General features: G+C 61.9%; 16 protein-coding genes. 13 read left to right on the top strand and 3 right to left on the bottom strand.

All coding sequences use genetic code 11. From position 1 onward, the window contains the following. The 8 genes from ABID44_RS01290 (at nucleotide 1) to lpxK (ending at nucleotide 7,903) form a co-directional block, all read left to right on the top strand. Entirely contained in the window at nucleotides 1-1,347 is a 1,347-nt protein-coding gene (locus ABID44_RS01290) for a M16 family metallopeptidase (RefSeq protein ID WP_354149869.1), read from the top strand. Then, nucleotides 1,344-2,189 carry a patatin-like phospholipase family protein gene (locus ABID44_RS01285; protein WP_354149868.1) on the top strand — a complete coding sequence of 282 codons (846 nt, stop codon included), beginning with the start codon at nucleotides 1,344-1,346 and terminating at the stop codon, nucleotides 2,187-2,189. The genes ABID44_RS01290 and ABID44_RS01285 overlap by 4 nt, the downstream gene beginning before the upstream one ends. Before the next feature lie 107 nt (nucleotides 2,190-2,296). Continuing rightward, complete coding sequence (locus ABID44_RS01280; RefSeq protein ID WP_354149867.1) at nucleotides 2,297-3,640, top strand: TldD/PmbA family protein; 1,344 nt, start codon at nucleotides 2,297-2,299, stop codon at nucleotides 3,638-3,640. Continuing rightward, nucleotides 3,627-4,454 carry a 3'(2'),5'-bisphosphate nucleotidase CysQ gene (locus ABID44_RS01275; RefSeq protein ID WP_354149866.1) on the top strand — a complete coding sequence of 276 codons (828 nt, stop codon included), beginning with the start codon at nucleotides 3,627-3,629 and terminating at the stop codon, nucleotides 4,452-4,454. Before ABID44_RS01280 ends, ABID44_RS01275 begins: the two co-directional genes overlap by 14 nt. Nucleotides 4,455-4,526: 72 nt before the next feature. Further along, complete coding sequence (locus tag ABID44_RS01270; RefSeq protein WP_354149865.1) at nucleotides 4,527-4,769, top strand: DUF4170 domain-containing protein; 243 nt, start codon at nucleotides 4,527-4,529, stop codon at nucleotides 4,767-4,769. A 2-nt stretch (nucleotides 4,770-4,771) separates the two neighbouring features. After that, a complete protein-coding gene (locus tag ABID44_RS01265; protein WP_354149864.1) occupies nucleotides 4,772-5,560 on the top strand; it encodes a lysophospholipid acyltransferase family protein in 789 nt (262 codons plus the stop codon). Continuing rightward, nucleotides 5,557-6,873, top strand: coding sequence for a lipid IV(A) 3-deoxy-D-manno-octulosonic acid transferase (gene waaA, locus ABID44_RS01260; protein WP_354149863.1), 1,317 nt, complete (start codon nucleotides 5,557-5,559; stop codon nucleotides 6,871-6,873). The genes ABID44_RS01265 and waaA overlap by 4 nt, the downstream gene beginning before the upstream one ends. Before the next feature lies 1 nt (nucleotide 6,874). Beyond that, complete coding sequence (gene lpxK, locus ABID44_RS01255; protein ID WP_354149862.1) at nucleotides 6,875-7,903, top strand: tetraacyldisaccharide 4'-kinase; 1,029 nt, start codon at nucleotides 6,875-6,877, stop codon at nucleotides 7,901-7,903. A 7-nt stretch (nucleotides 7,904-7,910) separates the two neighbouring features. Here the strand turns inward: lpxK and ABID44_RS01250 are convergent, their stop codons facing one another. Continuing rightward, nucleotides 7,911-8,147: a DUF2093 domain-containing protein gene (locus tag ABID44_RS01250; RefSeq protein WP_354149861.1), complete on the bottom strand. Its 237-nt coding sequence runs from the start codon at nucleotides 8,145-8,147 to the stop codon at nucleotides 7,911-7,913. 71 nt (nucleotides 8,148-8,218) lie between these two features. Then, a complete protein-coding gene (mutL, locus tag ABID44_RS01245; protein WP_354149860.1) occupies nucleotides 8,219-10,072 on the bottom strand; it encodes a DNA mismatch repair endonuclease MutL in 1,854 nt (617 codons plus the stop codon). Nucleotides 10,073-10,278: 206 nt separating this feature from the next. Here mutL and ABID44_RS01240 point away from each other — a divergent pair, with 206 nt between their 5' ends. The 3 genes from ABID44_RS01240 to ABID44_RS01230 are packed head-to-tail and all read left to right on the top strand — an operon-like array spanning nucleotide 10,279 to nucleotide 14,453. Then, nucleotides 10,279-11,847 (top strand): trimethylamine methyltransferase family protein, encoded by a 1,569-nt coding sequence (locus ABID44_RS01240; protein WP_354149859.1) that lies wholly within the window; start codon nucleotides 10,279-10,281, stop codon nucleotides 11,845-11,847. Between the two features lie 28 nt (nucleotides 11,848-11,875). Continuing rightward, nucleotides 11,876-12,346: a YqhG/Tai3 family protein gene (locus ABID44_RS01235; RefSeq protein ID WP_354149858.1), complete on the top strand. Its 471-nt coding sequence runs from the start codon at nucleotides 11,876-11,878 to the stop codon at nucleotides 12,344-12,346. Between the two features lie 58 nt (nucleotides 12,347-12,404). Next, nucleotides 12,405-14,453: an oxidoreductase gene (locus ABID44_RS01230; RefSeq protein WP_354149857.1), complete on the top strand. Its 2,049-nt coding sequence runs from the start codon at nucleotides 12,405-12,407 to the stop codon at nucleotides 14,451-14,453. A 24-nt stretch (nucleotides 14,454-14,477) separates the two neighbouring features. Here the strand turns inward: ABID44_RS01230 and ABID44_RS01225 are convergent, their stop codons facing one another. Beyond that, complete coding sequence (locus ABID44_RS01225) at nucleotides 14,478-14,816, bottom strand: protein tyrosine phosphatase family protein (protein ID WP_354149856.1); 339 nt, start codon at nucleotides 14,814-14,816, stop codon at nucleotides 14,478-14,480. Nucleotides 14,817-15,031: 215 nt separating this feature from the next. Between ABID44_RS01225 and ABID44_RS01220 the strand changes: the two genes are divergently transcribed. Both ABID44_RS01220 and ABID44_RS01215 read left to right on the top strand, forming a co-directional pair. After that, a complete protein-coding gene (locus tag ABID44_RS01220; protein WP_354149855.1) occupies nucleotides 15,032-15,373 on the top strand; it encodes a RidA family protein in 342 nt (113 codons plus the stop codon). A gap of 347 nt (nucleotides 15,374-15,720) precedes the next feature. After that, nucleotides 15,721-24,303, top strand: coding sequence for a glycoside hydrolase family 94 protein (locus ABID44_RS01215; protein ID WP_354149854.1), 8,583 nt, complete (start codon nucleotides 15,721-15,723; stop codon nucleotides 24,301-24,303). Nucleotides 24,304-24,515: the final 212 nt, after the last annotated feature.

Here is a 24,515-nt window from a genome sequence, read left to right as displayed (position 1 = left end):
ATGCAGAAGTATTCCGCCCCGCTGCAACGTGTCGCTATCCAGTTCGTCACGCTGTTGGTTTTTCTGCTGGTTATGGCGTCGCCAGCGCGCTCCGACGTGAACATTCAGGAAGTGCATTCGGAAAAGGGCATAACCGCCTGGCTTGTCGAGGATTATACGGTTCCCATTGTCACGTTGCGGTTCGCCTTTGAAGGTGGCAGCTCGCAGGATCCGGTTGGCAAGGAGGGCCTTGCAAACCTGATGAGCGGCCTTTTCGACGAGGGTGCGGGCGATCTGGATAGCGACGCCTTTCAGGAAAAGCTGGATGATGCCGGCGCCGAAATGCGCTTCTCCAGCTCGCGCGACGCGATTTATGGCGGAATGCGGATTCTGGCCGAGGACAGGCAGGCGGCATTCGACCTGCTTCGCCTTGCAATATTGGATCCGCGTTTCGACCAGCAGCCCGTGGATCGCATTCGCAACCAGATACTCACCGGCATAGACGCCGCCGAGCGCGATCCTAACGCGCAGGCGAGAAAGCAATGGATGCGCGCGATCTATGGCGAACATCCCTACGCGCGGCCCGACGAAGGCACGAAGCAAAGTCTGGCCGGGATCACAGCCGATGATTTGCTGTCCTTCCAGAAATCCCAGTTCGCCCGCAGCGGCCTGCATGTCGCTGTGGTGGGGGCGATCGATGCGGAAACATTGAAAGATGATCTCGACCGCCTGTTCGGCGACCTGCCGGAACAGCAGGACTTGCAGCCTGTCCCGCGTGCCGATCTGAAGCTTGGACAGGAAGTCGCCGTGTCTTACGATCTTCCGCAAACCTCGATCCAGATGGCGTTTCCCGGTATCGAGCGCACCGATCCGGATTTCTATGCGGCCATGCTGATGAACGAGATACTGGGCGGCGGCACCTTCACCTCACGTCTTTTCGAGGAAGTCAGGGAAAAGCGCGGTCTGGCTTACTCGGTCGGTTCGATCCTTTCCAATCGCCGCTATTCCGCGTCGCTCGGAATAAGCACTGCAACCCGCTCCGACCGGGCTTCCGAAACGATTCAGGTCATACGCGACGTCGTCAGGCGGATGGCGAATGAAGGTCCGAGCGCGGCCGAGCTTGAAGCGGCGCGAAAATATATGATCGGGGCCTATGCCATCAACAATCTCAATTCGTCGGGCGCGGTGGCCAGCACGCTGGTGGAACTGCAGCTTGCCGATCTTGGCAGGGACTACATATCGCGCCGCCCGGGGTTGCTGGAAGCGGTGACTGTCGATGATGTGACGAGGGTGGCCAAGCGCCTGCTTAGCGCCGAGCCTGCTATTCTGCTCGTAGGGCCCGACATGAAAAAGGCAGGCGCGCAATGAGCCCAACCTTCGGAATAGCTTTCGGAGGTGGAGGAGCACGCGGGCTCGCCCACATCCATGTCGTTGAGGCTTTCGATGAACTCGGCATCAGACCAGCGGCCATTGCGGGCTCGTCCATAGGCGCAATCATCGGGGCGGCCATGGCGTCGGGAATGAGCGGTCGCGACATTCGCCACTACTCACACTCGATACTGGCGCGCCGCTCCGAGGTTGCAAGCCGCATCTGGCAGGCGCGCCCGGAAAGCCTGGCTGATCTGATGAAGGGGGGCCTTCACGTAAGCCAGTTCAATGTCGAACGCGTCATCAAGGCGTTTCTGCCCGAAACCATTCCCGATACATTCGAGGCGTTGCAGATACCCCTCAAGGTGACGGCCACCGACTATTACGGCCACAGGCAGATGGTTCTGGAGGAGGGCGACCTTTACTCCGCGATTGCCGCATCCGCCGCAATTCCGGCTGTGTTCCGGCCGGTGGTGCGGGACGGCAAGATGCTGATCGACGGCGGCATCTACAATCCGGTTCCGTTCGACCTGATAGGCCATGAAGCCGACATCGTGGTTGCTGTCGACGTGATTGGCGGGCCGGTCGCGAACGGCTCCCGCAATCCGTCCTCGGTGGACCTGATGTTCGGTGCGACCCAGTTGCTGATGCAATCGATCATCGACAACAAACTTACTCAAGCGCGCCCGGATGTTCTGGTGAGGCCGCCGGTCTCGAAATTCCGGGTGCTCGATTTCCTCAAGATCGACGCGGTGTTGGAGGAAACCTCCGCCGTCAAGGATGAGGTCAAGCGCAAGATCGATGAAGCATTGAACGCCAGATACGAGCCGCAACGGCACTGATTGCAGCTTGACGCCGCTGAACGGCCTTTCGCCATTGCGAAAGCGGAACGCCGACAATAGATGGAGGCACAGGGTTTGCACTTCCTGCGCCCTCACGGGAATTCGACATGACTGACAAGATCAATGCCGCAAAGCTTACCGATCGCGTTTCGGCGCTGGTCGAGGCGGCGAGCAAGGCCGGCGCGGACGCCGCTGACGCCGTGGCGATACTCAGCCGTTCCTCCGGGGTGAGCGTACGGCTTGGCAAGGTTGAAGGCACCGAATCTTCGGAAAGCGAGGACGTTTCGCTGCGTGTTTTCGTCGGTAAGCGGGTCGCCAGTGTTTCCGCAACTGCAGCGTCCGATCCCGCCACTTTGGCGGAACGTGCGGTCGCCATGGCGAAGGTGTCGCCGGAAGACCCATATCAGGGACTCGCAGACAAGACCCTTCTTGTGCGCCAACCGGTCGATCTCGATCTTTTTGACGCGACCGAGGTGCAGGCCGAAAGGCTGAAAGAGGATGCGTTGGCGGCGGAGTCCGCCGCCCTTGCCGTGAAGGGCGTCACCAACTCGGGTGGCAGTGGCGCAAGTTCCGGGATGGGCGGGCTCGTGCTCGCCACTTCCGGTGGTTTTGTCGGCCACTATGCCGTAACCCGCTTTTCCCGTTCCGCCAGCGTGATCGCCGGTGAAGGCACCGGCATGGAGCGCGATTACGAATATTCCTCACGCCAGCATTTTTCCGATCTGGATTCGCCCGAGGAGATCGGCCGCAAGGCTGGCGAAAGAACGGTGAAGCGGCTGGGCGCGCGCAAGGCCGCAACAGGACCGGTCAACGTTATCTACGATCCGCGCGTGGCGCGTGGAGTCGCTGGACATCTGGCAGGCGCGATCAATGGCGCGGCCGTCGCTCGCAAGACCAGCTTCCTGCGCGATATGATGGGCCGCAAGATCGCCAATGTCTCAATCACCGTGACCGACGATCCGTTGCGCCGGCGCGGGCAGGCCTCGCGTCCTTTCGATGGAGAGGGCGTGGCCGGCGAAAAACTGGTGATGGTCGATCAGGGCGTGCTGAACCATTGGCTGCTTTCGACTTCGGCGGCGCTGGAGCTTGGACTTGCAACCAATGGCCGTGGTTCGCGCCATGGTTCCTCGGTCTCGCCGTCCTCCACGAATTTTTCCATCGAGGCGGGAACCGCGACGCCGCAGGAACTGATAAGCGGATTGAAATCAGGTTTCTATGTCACCGAAGTGTTTGGGCAGGGCGTCAATATGGTCACCGGCGAGTATAGCCGGGGCGCTTCCGGGTTCTGGATCGAGAATGGCGAGCTGGCCTATCCGGTGGCCGAGGTGACCATCGCCTCCAACCTGAAGGACATGTTCCAGAACATGATCCCCGCCAGCGATCTGGATCGCAACTTCGGGACTGCGGCGCCGACACTGCTCATTGAAGGAATGACTCTTGCCGGAAGCTGATGTCCGAAAACTGCCTTCGCCTGCAGAAGACCTTGCCCTTCTGCGGGCCGCCGCACGGGAGGCCGGTCGCATAGCGATGGGCTATTTCGGCAAGGACCCGCAGGTGTGGATCAAGGAGGGGTCCTCGCCGGTCAGCGAGGCCGACTACGCTGCCGACAGGTTCTTGCGCGATACGCTGCTGCAGGCCCGGCCCGACTATGGCTGGCTGTCGGAAGAGACCGCCGACGATCTCGGGAGGCTGAAAGCCCGGCGGACCTTTGTCGTCGATCCGATCGATGGAACGCGTGCCTTCATCGCCGGCAACCCGACATGGTGCGTCAGCGTGGCGGTGGTGGAGCAGGGCAGGTCGCTGGCCGGCGTTCTCGATTGCCCCGCCAAGGGCGAAATTTTCTGGGCGACCCGTGGCGGCGGCGCGTTTTTGGATGGAAACCGGCTGAATGTCGCGGCGATCGGACCACAACCGTCGATAGCCGGGCCGAAAACCCTGATCGACCAACTTGAACCCGGCCTGCTCGCGCAGAGCAAGCGCGTGGACTATGTACCGTCGCTGGCCTACCGGCTGGCGATGATAGCGGACGGGCGCATCGACGCCAGTTTCGTCAAATCGGATTCGCATGATTGGGATCTTGCCGCAGCAGCGCTGGTGCTTGAGGAAGCCGGTGGCGTCCTGCTCAACTCCGGGGGAGATGCGCCGCGCTTCGCTACGGAACTTATCCGCCATGGAGAACTGGTGGCTGGTAGCGGCGAGCTTCTGCAAAAGCTTTTCCCGGTTATTGCCGGTCCTGAAAACGCACGGGCCCAAATGCCGGTTTAGCGCTGGCGCATGTTTCAAAATCCGCCGGTTTGGATTAGACCAAGCACGGTGATTTTCAGCTAGAGGACGAATATGAGCAGCGGTGACGACAAGCAGCTCCTGCATCTGGTGTTCGGCGGTGAACTCAAGGAGCTTGGCAGCAATGAGTTCCGTGACCTCAATGCGCTCGATATGGTGGGCATCTACCCGAATTATCAGGCCGCCCACACGGCCTGGAAGGCCAAGGCGCAGGCAAGTGTTGACAACGCCCATATGCGCTATTTCGTCGTGCATCTGCACCGGCTGCTCGATCCGCAGAACAAGGCCGACGCTTGAGCATGAAGCAGGAAACCGCACCGGTCCAGGCTGCACAAAACGCCTCCGGTGACAAACGCCAGAAGGCGTCCAAACGGCTGTGGCGTCGCATTCGCCAGCCCCTGGCGCAGTCGCGTTTTGCAAAATCCGCAATCGCCACGCTGCTGGCGCAGGCTTTGCGCTTCATCCGGCTCACCAATCCCTTGACGAAGGAATCCACGGCCATCGCCGGCGGCGAATATGGGCATCTTGAGCCTGGCATTATCGCTCTGTGGCATGGCCAGCATCTTATGGCGCCGGTCTTTTACCCCAAGGGCCGGCCGCTCGTCGCCATGGTGTCGCGCAGCGCCGATGCGGAACTCAACGCGCTGGTCGTGGAGAAATTCGGCATCGAGGCGGTGCGCGGATCCGGTGGCCGTGAAAATGCCCGCCATCTCGACAAGGGCGGAGCCAAGGCGCTGATCGCCCTCAAAAAGTCTCTGGTCGCAGGCAAGAACGTAGCCATGATCGCAGATATTCCGCATGGCACGCCGCGTGACGCCGGACTTGGCATCGTTCTGCTTGCGCGCCTTTCAGGCCGCCCGATCTTGCCGGCCGCCATAGCCACCAGCCGCCGCAAGGTGCTGGAAAGGAGCTGGGACAAGACGACCATCAACCTGCCTTTCGGCCGATCCTCGATTGTCGTGGGCGCCCCCGTTTTCGTGCCCAAGGATGCCGATGACGCCGAGATGGAGCTCAAGCGGCAGGAGGTGACCGCCTCTCTGAACGCGGCGACGGCCAGGGCATACGGCCTCGTGGATGCGAGGTCATGAGCGAGCGGGCCGCCCGGACCCTGCTGACGCTCTACCGCTATGCCGGCGCGGCAGCCTATCCGCTGATGGGACCCTATGTCGCCTGGCGCGCTTCCAAGGGCAAGGAAGATAAGGGGCGCACGCGAGAGCGCTACGGCTTTGCCGGCCATGAGCGTCCCGAAGGACCCCTGATCTGGGTGCACGCCGCCAGCGTTGGCGAAACCATCGCCGTCGTGCCTCTGGTTCAGACCATACTGGGCTATGGGGTCAATGTCGTTTTGACCACAGGCACCGTGACCTCGGCCAAGGTAGTGCGCGAGCGGCTTGGCGACAGCGTTATCCATCAATATGTGCCGCTGGACCTGAAGCCGGCCGTGAGCCGTTTCCTGGAGCACTGGAATCCGGATCTGGCCATTATCGCGGAGTCCGAAATCTGGCCGATGACCATTCTGGAACTGGGCGCGCGCAATGTGCCGCAGGTATTGGTCAACGGGCGCATGTCGGACCGCTCTTTCGCTTCGTGGAAGAAGCGGGCGAGCCTTGCCGAAGCGTTGTTCGAGAATCTCGCACATGTCGTGGCGCAATCCGAGATCGATGGCGAGCGCTTCCGTGCCTTGGGCGCGCGACCCGTCACCGTGTCGGGCAACCTGAAGGTGGACACACTGCCGCCGCCGGTTGACGAGAAGGCTTTGCAGACGATCACGCGCCAGATCGGCAAGCGCCCTACCTGGGCCGCCGTTTCCACCCATGAAGGCGAGGAGCAGATGGCGGCTGAAATCCACGCGGCCCTGCGCAAGCGTCATCCCGGCCTGCTGACGATTGTGGTGCCACGGCATCCGCCACGCGCGGACGAACTGGCGCAGCAGATCAGTTCCATGGGCCTCAAGCTGGTGCGCCGCAGTTCGGGCGAGCCTGTGGCCGCCGACACCGATATTTTGCTGGGCGATACGATCGGCGAGATGGGTCTGTATCTGCGCCTGACCGAGATTGCTTTCGTCGGCCGTTCGCTGACGGGGACAGGTGGGCAGAACCCACTCGAACCGGCCATGCTGGATACAGCCGTTCTGTCTGGAAAGAATGTACAGAATTTTCGCGATTCCTATAAGAACCTCCTGGAGCGCGGGGGGGTGAAACTGGTGCGGGACCGGAACATGCTGGCTGGAGCGGTGAACTATCTGCTTCTCAACGAGGAAGCACGGCGCAACATGATCGCTGCGGCGTCTGCAACCGTACAGGATATGCGTGGCGCGTTGGCCGCCACGATGAAGGCGCTTGAACCCTTCATTCACCCTCTGATCGTACAGGCCCGCCTGCGTCGGGCAAGCAAGGGCTGACATGGCCAGTGAAGCGCCGCCGTTCTGGTGGGAAAAGCCGGATTGGCGCGCCTTCGCCCTTTCACCCCTTTCGGCCATCTATGCAGCCGTTGCAGGCCGCCGCCTGCGCAGGGCGCCACGGGAAAAAATTCCCGCCCCCGTGCTGTGCGTGGGTAACTTCACCGTAGGCGGAACCGGCAAGACTCCCGTCGCGATCGCACTCGCCGGCCAGGCTCGCGACATGGGTTTTTCACCCGGAATTCTCTCGCGCGGACATGGTGGAGGCTTTTCCAGCCCGCACATTGTCGATCCTCACCACGACGCGGCGAAGCATGTCGGCGACGAGCCGCTGCTTCTCGCCGAACACGCGCCGGTCGCGGTGTCGGCGAACCGCGCCGCGGGCGCGCGGCTGCTGCTTGAGGGATATGGTTGCGATTTCCTGATCATGGATGACGGCTTCCAGAGTGCGCGCATCCATATCGACTACGCGCTGATGGTGGTGGATGGGCGCTACGGTCTCGGCAACGGCCGGGTCATCCCCGGCGGGCCGCTGCGCGCAAGGGTCGTCGACCAGCTCGTCTACACCCATGCGCTGCTGCGCATGGGTGAGGGTAGCGCGGCAGACACGATTGTGCGGCAGGCCGCGCGCGCGGGAAAACCGGTGTTCGACGCAAGGTCGCGTTCGCGCGATCCTGGACGCTTTGCAGGACGACGTTTTCTTGCATTCGCCGGCATAGGTCATCCCGACAAGTTCTTCGATAGCGTATCGGGAACCGGAGCCACGGTCGCGCAGTCGCGGCCATTTCCCGACCATCATTTCTATGCCGCGGATGAGCTGGAGGAGTTGTTGACGACGGCGCAGGCCGGCGGTCTGGAACTGGTCACGACAGCCAAGGATGCCGTACGGCTGCGCCATGGGGCGGCCAGTCCGGATTTTTTGCAGCGCCTGAACGTGCTGGAGATCGAAACCGTGTTCGATCAGAAACTGGCCCCGGCCAGGATCATCAGGGAAACGGTCGAAAGCTGGAAACTGCGGCGTCTGGCGGGCTGAGGTCGTCCTACTTCATGCGCTCCCGCATATGCGGGTTCATTTCAAGCTCGCGCTCGAAGGAAACCTTTGCGCTGACGTAAGGTTCCTGCCGTTCGACGCTCCAGTATCTCAATTCGTCCAGCGTGATGTGCTCGCCCGTCACGGCGCAGCGGACAAAGGAGCCGGGGCTGGTGACCTGAAAGTCACCATCGAGATAACGGATGCGGGCCTCACGGCTGCCGGGACCATCAAAGCGGTTCATCATGGAAGCGTACCAGGTTCAATCGGCATGTCATCGCTGCAAAAAGCGGCAAGGTCAAGGTCAGGCCCGGATGGTCAGCGCCTGCCGAAAAGGCGCTCGATGTCGGCCAGCTTGAGTTCGATATAGGTCGGGCGACCGTGATTGCAGGTTCCGGACCCCGGAGTCGCTTCCATCTGCCGCAGAAGAGCGTTCATTTCCTCCGGCTTGAGCCGCCGGCCAGAGCGCACCGAACCATGGCAGGCCATGGTCGCGGCGATGTGGTGGAGCCGTCCGGTCAGCGTCTCCGTGGTGTCGTGATCGGCGATCTCGTCGGCAAGATCGCGCACCAGTTGCTGAACATCGACTTCGCCAAGCATGGACGGCGTCTCGCGCACCGCCACTGCGCCCGGGCCGAACCGCTCCAGGCGCAATCCAAAGCGCGCAAGTGTTTCGGCGTGTGTCGCGAGGCGCTCCGCATCGTCCTGCGGCAGATCGACGATTTCCGGCAGGAGCAGCATTTGCGAAGGAACGGCGCGCGCATGCAGCGCCCTTTTCAGCTCCTCATAGACAAGTCTTTCATGCGCGGCATGCTGATCGACGATGATGAGCGAATCTTCGGTCTGGGCGACGACATAGTTTTGGTGAACCTGGGCGCGCGCGGCTCCGAGCGTGAGGCTTTGCAGCGCCTCATCCCCCATGGCCTGGCTGGCGCGCATATCCGCGCTCGTTGCTTCTGTCGAGGTAAAGGAGGTTTGCCCGCTTTCGGTGAAGCCGCCCACCCTGTCCGACGGCCTCATATCGAGAGGTCTGTGGACGGAGCCGTGCATATCGAAACCCGCCATGGCCCGGGACGACGCCTGCCCTCCCGGGAAATAGGGGGCTGAACCGTTTCGGTGTTCGGAGGCAGGCCGGAAGGCCGCCATCATGCCGGCTGCGCCGGTGGTTGCTGCACGGATGCCCGCATCCGCCAGCGCCTGACGGATCGCGCCGACGATGAGGCCGCGCACCAATCCCGGGTCGCGGAAACGCACATCGGCTTTCGCCGGATGCACATTGACGTCCACCGTGGCGGGGTCGAGCGTCAGGAAAAGCACGGTCACGGCATGACGATCCCGTGGGAGCACGTCGGCATAGGCGCCCCTTATCGCGCCGGCGAACAGCTTGTCGCGAATGGGCCGGCCGTTCACATAGGCATATTGCTGGAGCGCATTGGCGCGGGTGTAGGACGGGATCGAAACATATCCTTCCAGCCGCACGCCTTCGCGCATGGCGTCGATGGGAATCGCATTGTCGGCGAACTCCCGCCCCATGACCTGCGCGATACGCTCCAGCCGGCCTTCAGGCGTATCGCTGGCCGCCGGCAGATCAAGAGTGGAGCGATCGGCGCCCGCCAGCGTGAAGCGCACGGTTGGAAAAGCTATCGCTATACGCCGGACGATGTCGGTGGTCGCTGTGCTTTCGGCGCGCTCTGTCTTCATGAATTTCAGCCGCGCCGGCGTGGCGAAGAACAGGTCACGCACCTCCACGGTTGTGCCGCGATTGGCGGGCGCCGGGCGCACGGGACCGACCCGTCCGCCTTCGACAGCGATCTCGGCGCCATTGTCGCTGTCCCGGCCACGTGAGCGGATCGAAAGCCGGGCTACCGATCCAATGGAGGGCAGGGCCTCGCCGCGGAAGCCCAGCGAACGGATGTCGTGAATGTCGTCGGCGAGCTTGGACGTGCAATGACGACCGATGGCCAGCGGCATTTCCTGCTCGCTCATGCCCGAGCCGTCGTCCGTCACGCGGATGAGATTGAGCCCGCCGCCGCCGGTTACGACCTCGATGCGTGCCGCGCCGGCGTCGAGCGCGTTCTCCACAAGCTCCTTCACCACCGAAGCGGGGCGTTCGATCACCTCGCCGGCGGCAATCTGGTTGATCATTGTCTCGGATAGCTGGCGGATTGGCATGGTTCACATTAGCCGGATTCTGCCTTGCAATAAAAGTGATGGGCTCCACTCGCCCCCAGCCAAATGCAGCCTCAGGGCATAGGTAAGGAAAGTGCTTCACATAATCAAAAATTATGCGAATTGGTATGTTTTTCAGGCGTTACAGCCTCCATTGCCCGCGTTAGCATGACATTACTTCAACGTGTGTCAGGTCCGGAGGGGAGGATATGGATACTGCGGAAGCCGCCGCCACCAAGATCGGACAGGCGTCCCGTCGTGAACGGGGAGGAAGGCATGCAAGGCGCGAGCAGCGCTCGCATGGATCGCAGGGAACAGGCCGCCCCTATATCGTGCGCGGCATTCCCGCCTACGACGTTATGTCGGAAGAAAATCTCGTCCGTATCGAGGAGACGGCCGATCGCATTCTCGCAGAGATCGGCATCGAATTTCGGGACGATCCCGTCGCCCTCGATCTGTGGCGGAGGGCCGGAGCCAAAGTCGATGGCGTTCTGGTCAGGTTCGAGCCCGGCATGTTGCGCGAGGTGCTCAGGACCGCGCCGGCCGAGTTTACCCAGCATGCGCGAAATCCGGCGCGTTCGGTTCAGATCGGCGGCAAGAATGTGGTGTTCTCGCCAGCTTACGGTTCGCCCTTCGTCATGGATCTGGACAAGGGACGGCGCTACGGAACGATCGAGGATTTCCGCAATTTCATCAAGCTCGCCCAGTCATCGCCCTGGCTGCATCATTCGGGCGGCACGATATGCGAGCCGGTGGATGTGCCGGTCAACAAACGCCACCTCGACATGGTCTACAGCCATATCAGATATTCCGACCGCGCCTTCATGGGATCGGTGACGGCCGAGAGCCGGGCCGAGGATTCCATCGAAATGGCGCGGATCGTCTTCGGCCGTGACTTCGCGGATGAGAATTGCGTCATCCTAGGCAATGTCAACGTCAACTCGCCGCTGGTGTGGGATGGCACCATGACGCTGGCGTTACGCGCCTACGCCCGCGCCAATCAGGCGGCTGTCGTCGTGCCCTTCATTCTCGGTGGGGCCATGGGGCCGGTGACGAATGCAGGGGCGATTGCGCAATCTCTGGCGGAGACCATGGCGGGCTGCGCGCTCACGCAGCTCGAGCGGCCGGGCGCGCCCGTCATCTTCGGTAACTTCCTTTCATCCATGTCGCTGCGTTCGGGTTCCCCGACTTTCGGCACGCCCGAGCCGGCCGTCGGCTCCCTGGTCGTGGGCCAGCTCGCCCGGCGTCTCAACCTGCCGCTGCGCTGCTCGGGCAATTTCACCACTTCCAAGCTGCCGGATGCGCACGCCATGAACGAAGGCACCATGTCGATGCTGGCGGCGGTGCAATGCGGGGCCAACTTCATCCTGCATTCGGCGGGCTTCCTCGATGGGCTGCTTTCCATGTCCTACGAGAAATTCGTCATGGACGCCGATTTTTGCGGCGCGCTCCACACCTATCTCGACGGCGTGAAGGTGGATGACAATCAGCTTGCGCTCGACGCCTTCCGCGAAGTCGGTCCCGGCAATCACTTCTTCGGTTCCGCGCATACGCTGGCCAATTACGAGACCGCGTTCTGGGATTCCGAAATCGCTGACAATGAAGCGTTCGAGAAATGGGAGGCGGCGGGTTCGGCGGACGCAGCAACACGTGCGAACAGGCGCTGGAAGAAGACGCTGGCCGAATATGAAGCTCCGCCGCTCGATCAGGCGACCGATGAGGCGCTTCTCGATTTCATGGCCCGCCGCAAGGACGCGATGGAGGATGCGTGGTATTGACGGGCAGGTTCATCTCAGGAGGATCGTGATGAGACTGTCTCCGCTTGTCCTTGCCCTAGCCGTTCTCGCCCCGGCAACCGTCATGGCGGGCCCGGCCTCGGACGCCGTGAAATTCTTTTACACGCAAGGGCGATTTGTCGGCGACCCGGACTACCGGGACCGCTTTGTAGGACCGGTCAAAAAGCTTTTCGACCAGAATGACGCGGCGCTCGCCAGCGCGGATGGCATTCCCTGCATCGATTCCGATCCGGCGCTCGACGCTCAGGACTTCGACGATAGCGAACTTGCCCGCACGCTGAAACTCGCCGAAGCGGTGCATGGGGACCAGGCGGAGGTGACGGCCATATTCAGTCTTTTTCCCGGTGATGGGGACGCCAGCCGCGAGATGCTCTGGTCGCTGACGACGGTCGACGGCGAGTGGAAAGTTGCGGATATCTCTTCAAAAACAAATGGCTGGAAGCTGAGCGAACTCGAATGCTTTGCCGGGAACGCCGAATAGGAGCACGTTCCGACGCACGGACGCCAAACCCAGCCAGCATCGCATAGCGGGAAAGACGATGGCCAGCCAGGATCCTTTGCTTCAGCCATATCAGCTCAGGCATCTGACGCTGAAGAACCGCATCATGTCGACCAGCCATGAGCCGGCATACTCCGAGGACGGCATGCCTAAGGAGCGCTACCGCCTCTATCACGCCGAAAAGGCGAAGGGCGGGATGGCGCTGACCATGACGGCGGGCTCGGCCATCGTCAGCAGGGACAGCCCGCCCGCTTTCGGCAACCTGCACCTTTATGACGATGCGATCGTGCCATGGCTCGCTGAGCTGACCGACGCCTGCCACGAGCACGGTTGCAAGGTGATGATCCAGATCACCCATCTCGGCCGCCGTACAAGCGGATGGAACAAGGGCGATTGGCTTCCGGTGCTGGCGCCCTCGCAGGTGCGGGAACCCGCGCATCGTTCCTTTCCCAAGGCGATCGAAGACTGGGACATGGAGCGCATCGCGGCCGACTATGCATCCGCCGCACAGCGCTGCCACGCAGCAGGGCTCGATGGGATCGAGCTGGAGGCCTATGGCCACCTCATGGACGGATTCTGGTCACCCGCCACCAATCACCGTGACGATGAGCATGGCGGGCCGCTTGAAAACCGCCTGCGCTTCACCTTCATGGTGCTTGATGCGATCCGCAAGGCGGTCGGAAACCAGTTCATCGTCGGTATAAGGCTGGTGGCCGACGAGGATTTTGCCTCGGGCCTTTCGCGGGAGGAAGGCGTGGAGATCGCCCGCAGGCTTGCCGGGTCCGGCAGGATCGATTTCCTCAACATCATCCGCGGCTCCATCGAGACGGATGCGGCGCTCACAAGGGTGATCCCCATCACCGGCATGCGCTCGTCTCCACATCTGGATTTCGCAGGCGAGGTGAGGGCGGCGACCAAGTTCCCGACCTTCCATGCCGCACGCATCGCCGATGTCGCCACGGCGCGCCACGCCATCGCTGAAGGCAAGCTCGACATGGTGGGCATGACGCGCGCCCATATCGCCGATCCGCACATCGTCAGCAAGATTATGGCGGGTCGCGAGCATGAAATCCGACCGTGCGTTGGGGCGACCTACTGTCTCGACCGCATCTATGAAGGCGGCGAGGCGCTGTGCGTCCACAATGCCGCGACCGGACGTGAGGCTTTCATTCCGCATATTATCCGCAAGACTGAAGACCCCGTGAAAAGGATTGTCGTCGTCGGAGCGGGTGCGGCCGGGCTTGAGGCGGCGCGGGTGACGGCCGAGCGCGGTCATTCCGTAATTGTTCTGGAGGCTGCGGGCGTCGCCGGCGGCCAGATCGGACTCGCAACACAAAATCCACGGCGCAAGGAGCTGATCGGCATCGTGGACTGGAGGCTTGCCGAACTTGACCGGCTGGGCGTCGAAATTCGCTACGACACATGGGCCGACAAGGATGACGTTCTGGCGCTGGGGCCCGATGTTGTGGTGATTGCGACAGGCGGCCTGCCGCAAAATCCTCCGCTGGAAGCCGGGGATGAACTTGTCACTTCAAGCTGGGACATCATGGCCGGGAGCGTCAAGCCGGGTGAAACCGTTTTGCTGTTCGATGACAATGGCGGCCATCAGGGCATGGGAACGGCGGAGTTGATCGCCAATGCCGGCTCGAAGCTGGAGCTGGTTTCGCCCGAGCGCTTCCTTGCCCCGGAAATGGGAGGCATGAACCATGCGCCCTATATGCGAAGTTTCCATGAGAAAGGCGTCGTCGTCACCATTAACACGCGGCTGAGATCGGTGCGGTGCGACGGCAACCAGCTTGTTGCGATGCTTGGTTCGGATTTCTCCGAAGGCTGGCGCGCCGAGCGGCGTGTCGATCAGGTGGTTGTGGAGCACGGGACCGTGCCGCTCGACGAGCTTTATCTGACGCTCAAGCCCCTGTCGCGGAACCGGGGCGCCATTGACTACGAGCGACTGGTGAAGGGCGGAGACATTTTTCCCGTGCGCAATCCGGACTCCGGCCTCATCGTGTTCCGGATCGGCGATGCGGTCGCCTCACGCAACATCCATGCCGCGATCTATGATGGCATCCGTTACGGTCTTCGGGTTTGACCCAGGCGTCAAGCCACAAGCCTGTCAGCCCTTCGATTGCTGAATGGCGAGGAAGAGATTGGTGCAACGCCCGCCGGAGCGGCAATAGGCGAGGACCGGTGAGGGAAGCTCTTCCAGAGCCTTCGCCTGATCCGCAACATTGTCCGCAGTCATCTGGCCGCTGATAACGGGAATGTAGCGATAGGTCATGCCGGCAGCTTCGACCGCAGCGCGCACCTCGTCCTGCTCCGGCTGGTCGAGTTGCTCGCCGTCGGGGCGGTTGCAGATCACGCTCCTGAAGCCGGCGGCCTTGATTTGCGCCACGTCGGCAAGAACAATCTGGCCGGTAACCGAATAGTCTTCGCTGATCTGACGGATTTCCATGGGATACCTCTGGGCGAAATAAAAGCTGCGCGGATGCGACAGTTGACGCTTACATGCCAAAGCCGAAGGGGGCAGACAAGATATGGAATTCCTTCCGGCAATGTTTTTGCGACATTGCCCAATGTCAGATCGAGATCGCTATTGCCGGGTTTGGGTACGCTATCTACAGAGGTCTTGCCCCATGCAGGGCACGGCATTTTCAGGAAGGAAGACAAATGAGTATCCGTCGTTTGGAAGTTGGCCCGCGCATGAGCGATATCGTCGTTCACGGCAACACCGTTTATCTGGCCGGGCAAGTTGGCGAGGGTGACACCGTCGAGACCCAGACGCGCGATATCCTCGCGACGGTCGACCAGCTTCTTGCGCAGGTCGGCTCCGACAAGACCAAAATACTGCAGACGATCATCTGGCTGGCCGATATTTCGACCTTCGCCGAGATGAACAAGGTTTGGGACGCATGGGCGCCGCAGGGACATACGCCTGCGCGCGCTACCGGAGAGGCGAGGCTGGCCGATCCCAAATACAAGGTCGAGATGATTGTGACGGCGGCAATCTGACCCCGACTTCCATATTGCGCGCCCGGCAAAGCTGTGGCGCGCAATGATATTGCCGGCCCAAGAGTTCACGCAGTTTCGCGCATTCATTAAAGGGCTGTTGCAAAGCTTTATTGAAGCTGGGCTCCTGCACTCGCTACACAGCGCGTAAAACACGAAAAAGCCAGAATTCTTTCCTTTCGATCCCTGTTCGGCTTGCGGGATCGGTGGGAATATGTGTGCGTGGGGCGCGGGTGATGGCGCAGCAAAATCGCTGTGGGCCGTATGATGCAACCATTTGCATTTAAAACGGTTTATGGTTGCAGCGGCCATATCGAAGCCGTGGTCGTTTCTCGCCTTGTGGATTTTTAATGAATATTCAGACCAGCCCAAACAGCCTTGAAGCCAAGCCCACCGTCACGCCTCTGGCTGCGGAGCGCCCGATCAGGGCTCAATTCTATCAGGAAGACAGGTTGAGGCTGCTCGGCAAGCAGATGGCCGAGGGTGACACGCAGAGCCTCGACGGGCTTGGGACTTTCGACTTCCAGTCCCGCATCCGTGAAAGCGCAGCCAGGATTCTCGAGGTCTACCGGTCGACCAACGCCGCTCAGGCCAAGGGTGAAACGATCACACCGGCCGCCCAGTGGCTGCTCGACAACAATTATCTGGTCGAGGAGACGATCTACCAGATCAAGCGCGACTTGCCGCGCCGGTTCTACAGGCAGCTTCCGACGCTCCGACTGAAGGACGGTACAGCCGTGCCGAGAGCGCTCGCCATTGCATGGGCCTACGTCGCGCATTCCGACAGTTCGGTCTCTGGACAGACCTTCAAGGCGATCGTGGAGGGGTTCCAGTCGATCGAACCGATGAAGATCGGCGAGGTCTGGGCGCTTCCATCGCTGCTTCGCTTCGTTCTGATTGAAAATCTGCGCCGTCTCGCCTTGCGTGTCGAACGCGCGCGCAAGATGCGTCTTGTCGCCAACGAGGTCGCTGATCGTGCGCTGGCCTCGGCCGATGGTGGCGAACGCGAGCAGATGCTGAGCCAGTACAGCGCCTATGCGCGCGACACGACGTTCGCCACGCAGCTTCTTTACCGGCTGCGCGACGGCTCGCAGAACGCTGGCAGGGCGCTTGAATGGCTGGAAGGCGAACTGGAGAAATCCGGCTCGGACGCCGAGCAGATCATCATGGCCGAGCACCAGACGCTTTCGGCCGGCAATGTCACCACGGGCAACATTATCAGGGGCCTGCGCCTCATCAACGATGTCGACTGGACCGTCTGGTTCGAGGAGGTCAGCCGCATCGACGAGGTGCTGCGCAAGAAGGCGGATTATTCGGCGCTCGATTTCGCCTCACGCGACCAGTACCGCACTGCGATCGAGGAGCTGGCGCGCGGTTCCGGCCGTTCGGAATATGAGGTGGCCGAAATTGCGGTCGAAATGGCCGCGACCTCCGCCGACCGGCCGGAAATGTCCGGCGAAGCGAGCGATGTCGGCTTTTACCTCGTAGGGGCACGCCGCGAGACGCTGGAAAAAGAGATCGGCTATCGCCCGCCATTCGGTCTGTCGCTGAAACGCTCGTTCCGCAAGGCGGGCTGGATGGGCATTGCGGTTCCGGTGTTCGCGCTTACCGTCCTGTTGCTCTACATGAGCGGCAACGCGCTCATGGTGCTGGGTCTGCCGGTGTCGGCCATCGCACTTATGCTGGCGCTGTTTGTCGTGCCGGCCAGCGAGGGCGCACTCGGTTTCTTCAACACAGTGGTGCTTCTTTTTCTGAAGCCCACGCGCCTGACAGGATACGATTACAAGGACGGCATACCGGTCGAGGCCAGGACCCTCGTCGTGGTGCCCTCGCTGATCGGTTCACGCGATGACGTTGAGGAGAATATCCGCAATATCGAGGTTCATCACCTCGCCAACGTCTCCGATGAACTTTATTTCGCGCTGCTTTCCGATTGGCCGGACAGCGACAGTGAATTGAATCCGGCAGACGCCGAAATTCTCGATTTTGCCCGCGCCGAAATCGCCCGCCTGAACCAGCGCTACCCGGTGGAGGGCGTGCCGCGCTTTCATCTTCTGCATCGGCGTCGTTTGTACAATCCTTCCCAGAGCGTGTGGATGGGATGGGAGCGCAAGCGTGGCAAGCTGCACGAGCTGAATCTGCTTCTGCGCGGGGACGGCGACACCACCTTCATGCCGCTGGACGTGCCGCTTCCCGATAACATTGTCTATGTGATGACGCTGGATGCCGACACGCGCACCACGCGCGACGCGGTGACGAAGCTCATCGGCAAACTCGCGCATCCGCTGAATCGCCCGCACTATGACGCGGCAGCCAAGAAGGTGACCGGCGGCTACACCATCCTGCAGCCGCGCATCACGCCATCCCTGACCACCGGCGACGAAGCTTCGTTCTTTCAGCGTGTTTTCTCGACCGATCGCGGCCTCGACCCCTATGTCTTCGCCGTGTCCGATCTGTATCAGGACGTGTTCGGCGACGGCACGTTCACCGGCAAGGGCCTCTACCATATCGATTCTTTCGAGGCGGCGCTCAAGGATCGATTCGATGAAAACGCCATTCTCAGCCACGATCTCGTCGAGGGCGCTTTCGCGCGCGCGGCGCTGGTGAGCGATGTCGAACTGGTCGAGGATTATCCCACCCGCTATTCGGTCGACGCGTCGCGCCAGCACCGCTGGTCGCGGGGCGACTGGCAGCTTCTGAATTTCATCATCAACCCGCTTTCGGGTGTTCCCGCCCTTTCACGCTGGAAGATGGTGGACAATCTGCGTCGTACTCTCACACCCATCTTCTGGGTGTTGGCAGCGATAGCCGGCTGGACATTGCTGCCGTTTACACAGGCCGCGCAATGGCAGGCGCTGCTGATCCTGACCCTGTTCATGGCGCCGACGTTCAACATCGTGAACGGCTTGTGGCCGAAGAGCCGGGATTCCACGCCGCGTGGACATTTCTCCGCTCTGGCGCGCGACATAGCCTTCGGCACCGCGATGGTGGCGCTGCGTGTGGTTCTCATGGCCCATTCCGCCTGGATGATGGGCGACGCCATCGTCCGCACGCTGTACCGCCTTTTCGTGTCCCGCAAGAATCTGCTCGAATGGCGCACGGCCTCGCAGGCTCACAAGGGCGGGACGAACGATCTCGGTTCCTACTATTCCGCCATGTACGGGGCGGTGATCATCGGCGTCGTCGGCCTGGCCATTCCCGTCTTCGCCGACTCGACCGGCGCCTTCGTCGCCTTCTTCTTCGCCCTGTTCTGGATCGGCTCGCCGGCATTCGCCTGGCTGATCAGCCGCTCGGCCGAAACGGAGGACCGACTGCATCTGGCGCCCCGCGACATGCATGCGTTGCGCATCGCGGCTCGCCGCACATGGCATTATTACGAGACCTTCGTCACCGAAGAACACCGCCATCTGCCGCCGGATAATTTTCAGGAAAGTCCAGCGCCGGTGGTGGCGCCGCGCACTTCGCCCACCAATATCGGCGTGTATCTTCTGTCCGTGGTGTCGGCGCGCGATTTCGGCTGGATCAGCATGGCGGATGCCGTGTCGCGCATCGAGGTGACGCTCTCGACCATGGAGACCATGCCGCGCGAGCGCGGTCATCTGTTCAACTGGTATGATACGAAGACGCTCAAGCCGCTGCATCCGCTTTATATTTCAGCCGTCGACAGCGGCAATCTCGCCGGCCATCTGGTGGCGGCGGCTGCAACCTGCGCCGAATGGGCGGAAGCGCCTTCAGTTCACCTTCATGGCGACTTCGAGGGCGTGCTCGACGTGGTCGCCATTCTGGACGAAAGCCTGGACGAACTGCCGGATGACCGCAGACAGTTGCGCCCGCTGCGCCAGCGGCTGGCGGACCGGCTGGACGGCATGCGCCGGGCGGTGCACACCATCAAGGAACAGCCCGAGATGGCGTCCATCCGCACCATCAATCTGTCGGTGCTGGCCGGGGAAATCCGCAAGCTGGCGACGGCCATACATGCCGAGGTCGGCTCCAGCCGCTCCGAAGTTGTGGGCGACTGGGCTGCCCGTCTGGAAGCGACCTGCGAAGCGCATGTGCATGATTCGCACAGCGAGGACCGTACTGTCGAGGAGTTGCGCGCACGCCTGCTCAAACTGCGCGAACGTGCACGCCGTTTTGCGTTCGAGATGGATTTTTCCTTTCTCATGCGCCCGGAGCGCAAGCTGCTTTCCATCGGATACCGGGTGGAAGAGCACCAGCTCGATGAAGCCTGTTATGATCTTCTGGCGTCCGAAGCCCGGCTGACTTCCCTGTTCGCCGTCGCCAAGGGCGATCTCCCGACCGAGCACTGGTTCAAGCTCGGGCGTCCGATCGTCGAGATCGGATTCCGTGGCGCGCTGATCTCATGGTCCGGCTCGATGTTCGAGTACCTGATGCCGCCTCTGGTGATGAAGGAGCCGCAGGGCAGCCTGCTCAACCAGACGAGCAATCTCGTCATCAAGCGTCAGATGCAATATGGCCGGTCACGCAACGTGCCGTGGGGCATTTCCGAAGCTGCCTACAACGCGCGCGATCGCGAACTGACTTACCAGTACACCAACTTCGGCGTTCCGGGTCTGGGGCTGAAGCGCGGGCTCGCGCAAAACCTCGTCATCGCACCCTATGCGACCATTCTGGCTGCGCAATTCATGCCGCGCGAGGCCGTGGAAAATCTGAAACGGCTCAAGAGCATCGGCGCGCTCGGGCGCTACGGCTATTACGACGCGGTGGATTTCACCCCACAGCGCGTGCCGGAAGGCGCAGACCACGCGGTGGTGCAGAGCTATTTCGCGCACCACTCCGGCATGTCGATCGCGGCCGTCGCCAATGTCGTTTACGAAGGGCGGCTGCGGGACCGTTTCCACTCGGACCCGGTAATCGAATCTGCGGAGCTTCTGCTTCAGGAAAAAGCCCCGCGCGAAATTCCCGCCGATACGGTGCGCACCGAGGCGGAAGAGCGTCCGCTTCTGGACGAGCAGGAAGCCCAGAGCCTCGATACGCGCATCATACCCGACCCCGCAACGGCCCTTCGCGCCACGAGCCTGATGTCCACCGGCCATTATTCCATGATGGTTACGGCGACCGGTTCCGGCTACAGCCGCTGGGGTGACCTGGCCATAACGCGCTGGCAACCCGACCCGGTCGAGGATCGCATGGGCTCCTACATCTTCCTGCGCGACGCCGACAGCGACGAATGGTGGTCGGCGACCGTGGAGCCGAAAAGGGCTCCGGGCGAGGTCGCTCAGACCTATTTTTCCGACGACAAGGCGACGTTCGCAAAGAGCGTGCAATCGCTGCGCTCGGAGGTGGAGTGCATCGTCATCTCGGAAGGTCACGGAGAGGGAAGACGTGTAACCCTTCACAACGACGGATCGATAGACCGTTATATCGAGGTGACGTCCTTCGCCGAGCTCGTTCTTGCTCCGGAAGCGTCGGACAACGCCCATCCCGCCTTCTCGAAGATGTTCGTCGAGACGGAAATCGCTGAAAACAAGGGGGCGATCTTCGCTCGCAGGAAAAAGCGGGACCCGAGCGAACCCGACATTGTCGCGGTGCATTTCGTCACGGACCCGACCGGTCTCGCCCGAGACACGGAAGCGGAAACCGACCGCCGCGCTTTCATCGGGCGCGGGCGCACGATCGCCGACCCGGCCGCCATGGAACCCGGCGCCCGTCTCTCTGGCCACTCCGGCTTTACGCTCGACCCGATCGTCGCCCTGCGCCGCAAGGTGCGCGTTCCGGCCAACAAAAAGGTCTCGCTGACGTTCTGGACCTGTGTCGGGACGAACAGGGGAGAGCTTGATGACGCCATCAACCGTCTCGATCATCCCGAAAGCTTTGCCCGGCAGGCAATGCTGTCGTGGACGCGTTCACAGGTTCAGACCCGCCATCTCGGATTGACCCTGGCGGATGCGGCGATCGGGCAGAGCCTTGCGCGCTATCTGATCTACCCCGATCCGAACCTGCGACTGCCCTCGGAATCGATCGCGAGCGGTCTCGGCAAACAGTCGAGCCTTTGGCCGACGAGCATTTCCGGCGACTATCCGATATTCGCCATACGCATCGACGATCTGGCCGACCTGGAGATCGTCGCACAGGCCCTGCGTTATCAGGAATACATGCGCGCGCGCGGGCTCACCGCTGATCTCGTCATCGTCAACGAGCAGTCCTCCTCCTATGTGCAGGATTTGCAGCAGGCCATCGACTATCTGTGCGAAAACGCCCGTTTGAGAGGCTCGGAACTCGGGCCGCGCCAACACATCTTCGCGGTGCGTCGCGATCTGATGGACGAGCCGACCTATCGCACGCTGCTGACCTCGGCGCGAGTGGTGCTGCACACGCGCAACGGGACGATCAGCGACCAGATCGAGCGCGCCGAGATAACCGCATTGCAGGCGCGCGAGAGTGCGAACGGCGCCGCCAAGACGACATCGATCCATCGTGAGGCGGAACTTGTATCGTCAACAGCACCGGCAAAGTACAAATCCGCGGATGGAAAGGGGCTTTCCAACTGGAACGGATTTGGCGGCTTCGAGGACGACGGACGCCGCTATGTCGTCCGGTTGACCGGGCGCAAGGTCACGCCGCAGCCGTGGATTAATGTCGTCTCCAACGAAAGCTTCGGCTTCCACACCTCGGCGGAGGGCGCAGGCTTCACCTGGAGCCGAAACAGCCGCGACTATCAGCTCACGCCGTGGTCGAACGATCCGGTGACCAACCGGCCGGGTGAGGGTCTGTACATCCACGATCTCGACAGCGGCGCCAGCTTTTCCCCGATCGCCGCCGTGCTGCGTGACCCGGCGGTGGCCTATGAAGCCGTTCACGGACAGGGTTTTTCCTCGTTCCGGGCAAGACGTGGCGCGCTCGAGATGGAACTGACGCATATTGTGGACGCCGCCGACCCGGTGAAGGTGTCGCGGCTGCGCATTCGCAACTCCGGCGCTTCCGCTATGCGGCTCCGCGTCTATGCCTATGCCGAGTGGGTACTGGGAACTCACCGCTCCCGCACCGCCGGCACCATCATACCGTCGCAGGACGAGGCGACGGGCGCGCTGCTCGCCACCAACCCGTACAATCTCGATTTCGGTGGCCGGGTGGCCTTTCTCGCAGGCGATGGCCGACCGGATTCGGTCACAGCCGATCGCGCGGAATTCATTGGGCGGGACGGCTCCAGCGAACGGCCTCAGGCTGTTGTGACGGGCCTGGCGCTGTCGGGCCGCATCGAGGCCGGCGACGATCCTTGCGCCGCGCTGGCGCGCGATGTCGAGGTTCCGGCGGATGGCGAAATCATGCTGCTATGGCTCCTCGGCGATGCGGAAAGCGCGGCGGAGGCGTCCGCTCTCATTGGCCGGCATCGTGCGGTCGATTTCGAACAGCGCCTTGGCGACGCCGAGAAATCATGGCGCGGTTTTCTCGACACCATTCAGGTCGAGACGCCGGACAAGACGCTCGACTTCATGGTGAACCACTGGCTTCCCTACCAGAGCGTCGCCTGCCGTATCCGCGCACGCTCGGCGTTCTATCAGGCAAGCGGGGCCTTCGGTTTCCGAGACCAGTTGCAGGATACGCTGGCGTTGCTCGCGCATGATCCCGGTCTTGCTCGCATCCAGATACTGAACGCGGCCGGGCGCCAGTTCCCAGAAGGCGACGTGCAACACTGGTGGCTGCCGCGCACTGGCGCAGGCGTTCGCACCATCATCTCGGATGATGTGGTCTGGCTGGCTCACGCCGTCGCCAGCTATATCGGGGTGACGGGTGACCGGGCTCTTCTCGACGAGAAACTTCCCTTTATTCAGGGCGAGCGTCTCGGCGAGCAGGAGCATGACGCCTTCTTCCTGCCGGAGCCCTCCGGTGAGAGCGCTTCGCTCTATGAACATTGCGCGCGAGCCCTCGATCTCGCCATCACCCGCAGCAGTCCTGGCGGCCTTCCGCTTATTCTGGGCGGCGACTGGAACGACGGCATGAACAGCGTCGGTGACGAGGGGAGGGGCGAGAGCGTGTGGCTCGGCTGGTTCCTGCTCAGGACGCTTGTCGACTTCGACCCGATCGCAAAAGCGCAGGGCGACGCCAAACGCGTAAAAGCATGGCAGGCGCATGCTTCCGCGCTCAAACGGGCGCTGGAGAACAGCGCATGGGACGGCCAATGGTATCGGCGCGGCACATTCGATGACGGAACCCCGCTTGGCTCCCGTGAGTCACAGGAGTGCCAGATCGACTCCATAGCCCAGTCATGGAGCGTGCTGTCGGGCGAGGGCGATCCCGCCCGGTCACGCACGGCGATGGACAGCGCCATGGAAATGCTGGTCGATGACGAGCACAAGATCCTCAAGCTGTTCACGCCGCCATTCGCCAACTGGGAGAAGGACCCCGGCTACATAAAGAGCTATCCCCCGGGCGTACGCGAAAATGGCGGCCAGTACACGCATGCGGCGACATGGTTCGTCATTGCGCTGGCCGAGATGGGGCGCGCGGACGAGGCGTACCGGTGCTTCTCCATGCTCAACCCCGTCAACCATGCGCTGGATGAAGCCTCTGCCGAACATTACCGTGTCGAACCTTATGTGGTCGCGGCCGATGTGTATTCGGCCGACAAGGCCGGCCGTGGCGGCTGGACATGGTATACCGGCTCTGCGGGCTGGCTTTACCGTGCCGCCGTAGAGGCCATACTCGGCATCCGCAGGCGTGGCGACGCCATGGAAATCAACCCGCGCATTCCCTCCCATTGGGATGGCTATACTGCAAGGCTTTCTCTCGGCGGTGGAAAGCAGACCATTCGGGTGCGGCGCAGCACAGGCGCATCTACGACGACACTTCAAGTGAATGGCAAAAAAGTGAAGGGAACCTCCTTTCCCCTCAAAACGGGTGAAACTGATGTCGTGGTGACATTGCCGGCTAATGGTTCAGGCGGCCGCATCAGTTCGACCAAAAAGCGATAAAGACGGCAGGGAACCGCGAAGGCGCCTACACCCAGTCGTTTCCCGCTAAAATTGCGGCAACCCTTTTCGGGATTGCCGCAATTTTGCCTTACGATGGTCATTTTGCCTTTCAACTCAAATCCTTAGCCGATCACGGCAGATTTCCGCTCGTAGCCATGTTTTGTTCGCGCAACGGGAACTGACGCTGTAAGTGAACATTGTTCTGGCATGCA

The sequence above is a fragment of the Aquamicrobium ahrensii genome, from assembly GCF_040545755.1.
Classification (GTDB): domain Bacteria; phylum Pseudomonadota; class Alphaproteobacteria; order Rhizobiales; family Rhizobiaceae; genus Mesorhizobium; species Mesorhizobium ahrensii.
The sequence above is the reverse complement of the archived record's forward strand: the minus strand, read 5'-3'. Positions and strand labels throughout refer to the sequence as shown.

Coding starts and splice junctions, on each gene's coding strand:
- ABID44_RS01290 (WP_354149869.1), top strand. CDS start 1: ATGCAGAAGTATTCCGCCCCGCTGCAACGTGTCGCTATCCAGTTCGTC.
- ABID44_RS01285 (WP_354149868.1), top strand. CDS start 1,344: ATGAGCCCAACCTTCGGAATAGCTTTCGGAGGTGGAGGAGCACGCGGG.
- ABID44_RS01280 (WP_354149867.1), top strand. CDS start 2,297: ATGACTGACAAGATCAATGCCGCAAAGCTTACCGATCGCGTTTCGGCG.
- ABID44_RS01270 (WP_354149865.1), top strand. CDS start 4,527: ATGAGCAGCGGTGACGACAAGCAGCTCCTGCATCTGGTGTTCGGCGGT.
- ABID44_RS01265 (WP_354149864.1), top strand. CDS start 4,772: ATGAAGCAGGAAACCGCACCGGTCCAGGCTGCACAAAACGCCTCCGGT.
- waaA (WP_354149863.1), top strand. CDS start 5,557: ATGAGCGAGCGGGCCGCCCGGACCCTGCTGACGCTCTACCGCTATGCC.
- lpxK (WP_354149862.1), top strand. CDS start 6,875: ATGGCCAGTGAAGCGCCGCCGTTCTGGTGGGAAAAGCCGGATTGGCGC.
- ABID44_RS01250 (WP_354149861.1), bottom strand. CDS start 8,147: ATGATGAACCGCTTTGATGGTCCCGGCAGCCGTGAGGCCCGCATCCGT.
- mutL (WP_354149860.1), bottom strand. CDS start 10,072: ATGCCAATCCGCCAGCTATCCGAGACAATGATCAACCAGATTGCCGCC.
- ABID44_RS01240 (WP_354149859.1), top strand. CDS start 10,279: ATGGATACTGCGGAAGCCGCCGCCACCAAGATCGGACAGGCGTCCCGT.
- ABID44_RS01235 (WP_354149858.1), top strand. CDS start 11,876: ATGAGACTGTCTCCGCTTGTCCTTGCCCTAGCCGTTCTCGCCCCGGCA.
- ABID44_RS01230 (WP_354149857.1), top strand. CDS start 12,405: ATGGCCAGCCAGGATCCTTTGCTTCAGCCATATCAGCTCAGGCATCTG.
- ABID44_RS01225 (WP_354149856.1), bottom strand. CDS start 14,816: ATGGAAATCCGTCAGATCAGCGAAGACTATTCGGTTACCGGCCAGATT.
- ABID44_RS01220 (WP_354149855.1), top strand. CDS start 15,032: ATGAGTATCCGTCGTTTGGAAGTTGGCCCGCGCATGAGCGATATCGTC.
- ABID44_RS01215 (WP_354149854.1), top strand. CDS start 15,721: ATGAATATTCAGACCAGCCCAAACAGCCTTGAAGCCAAGCCCACCGTC.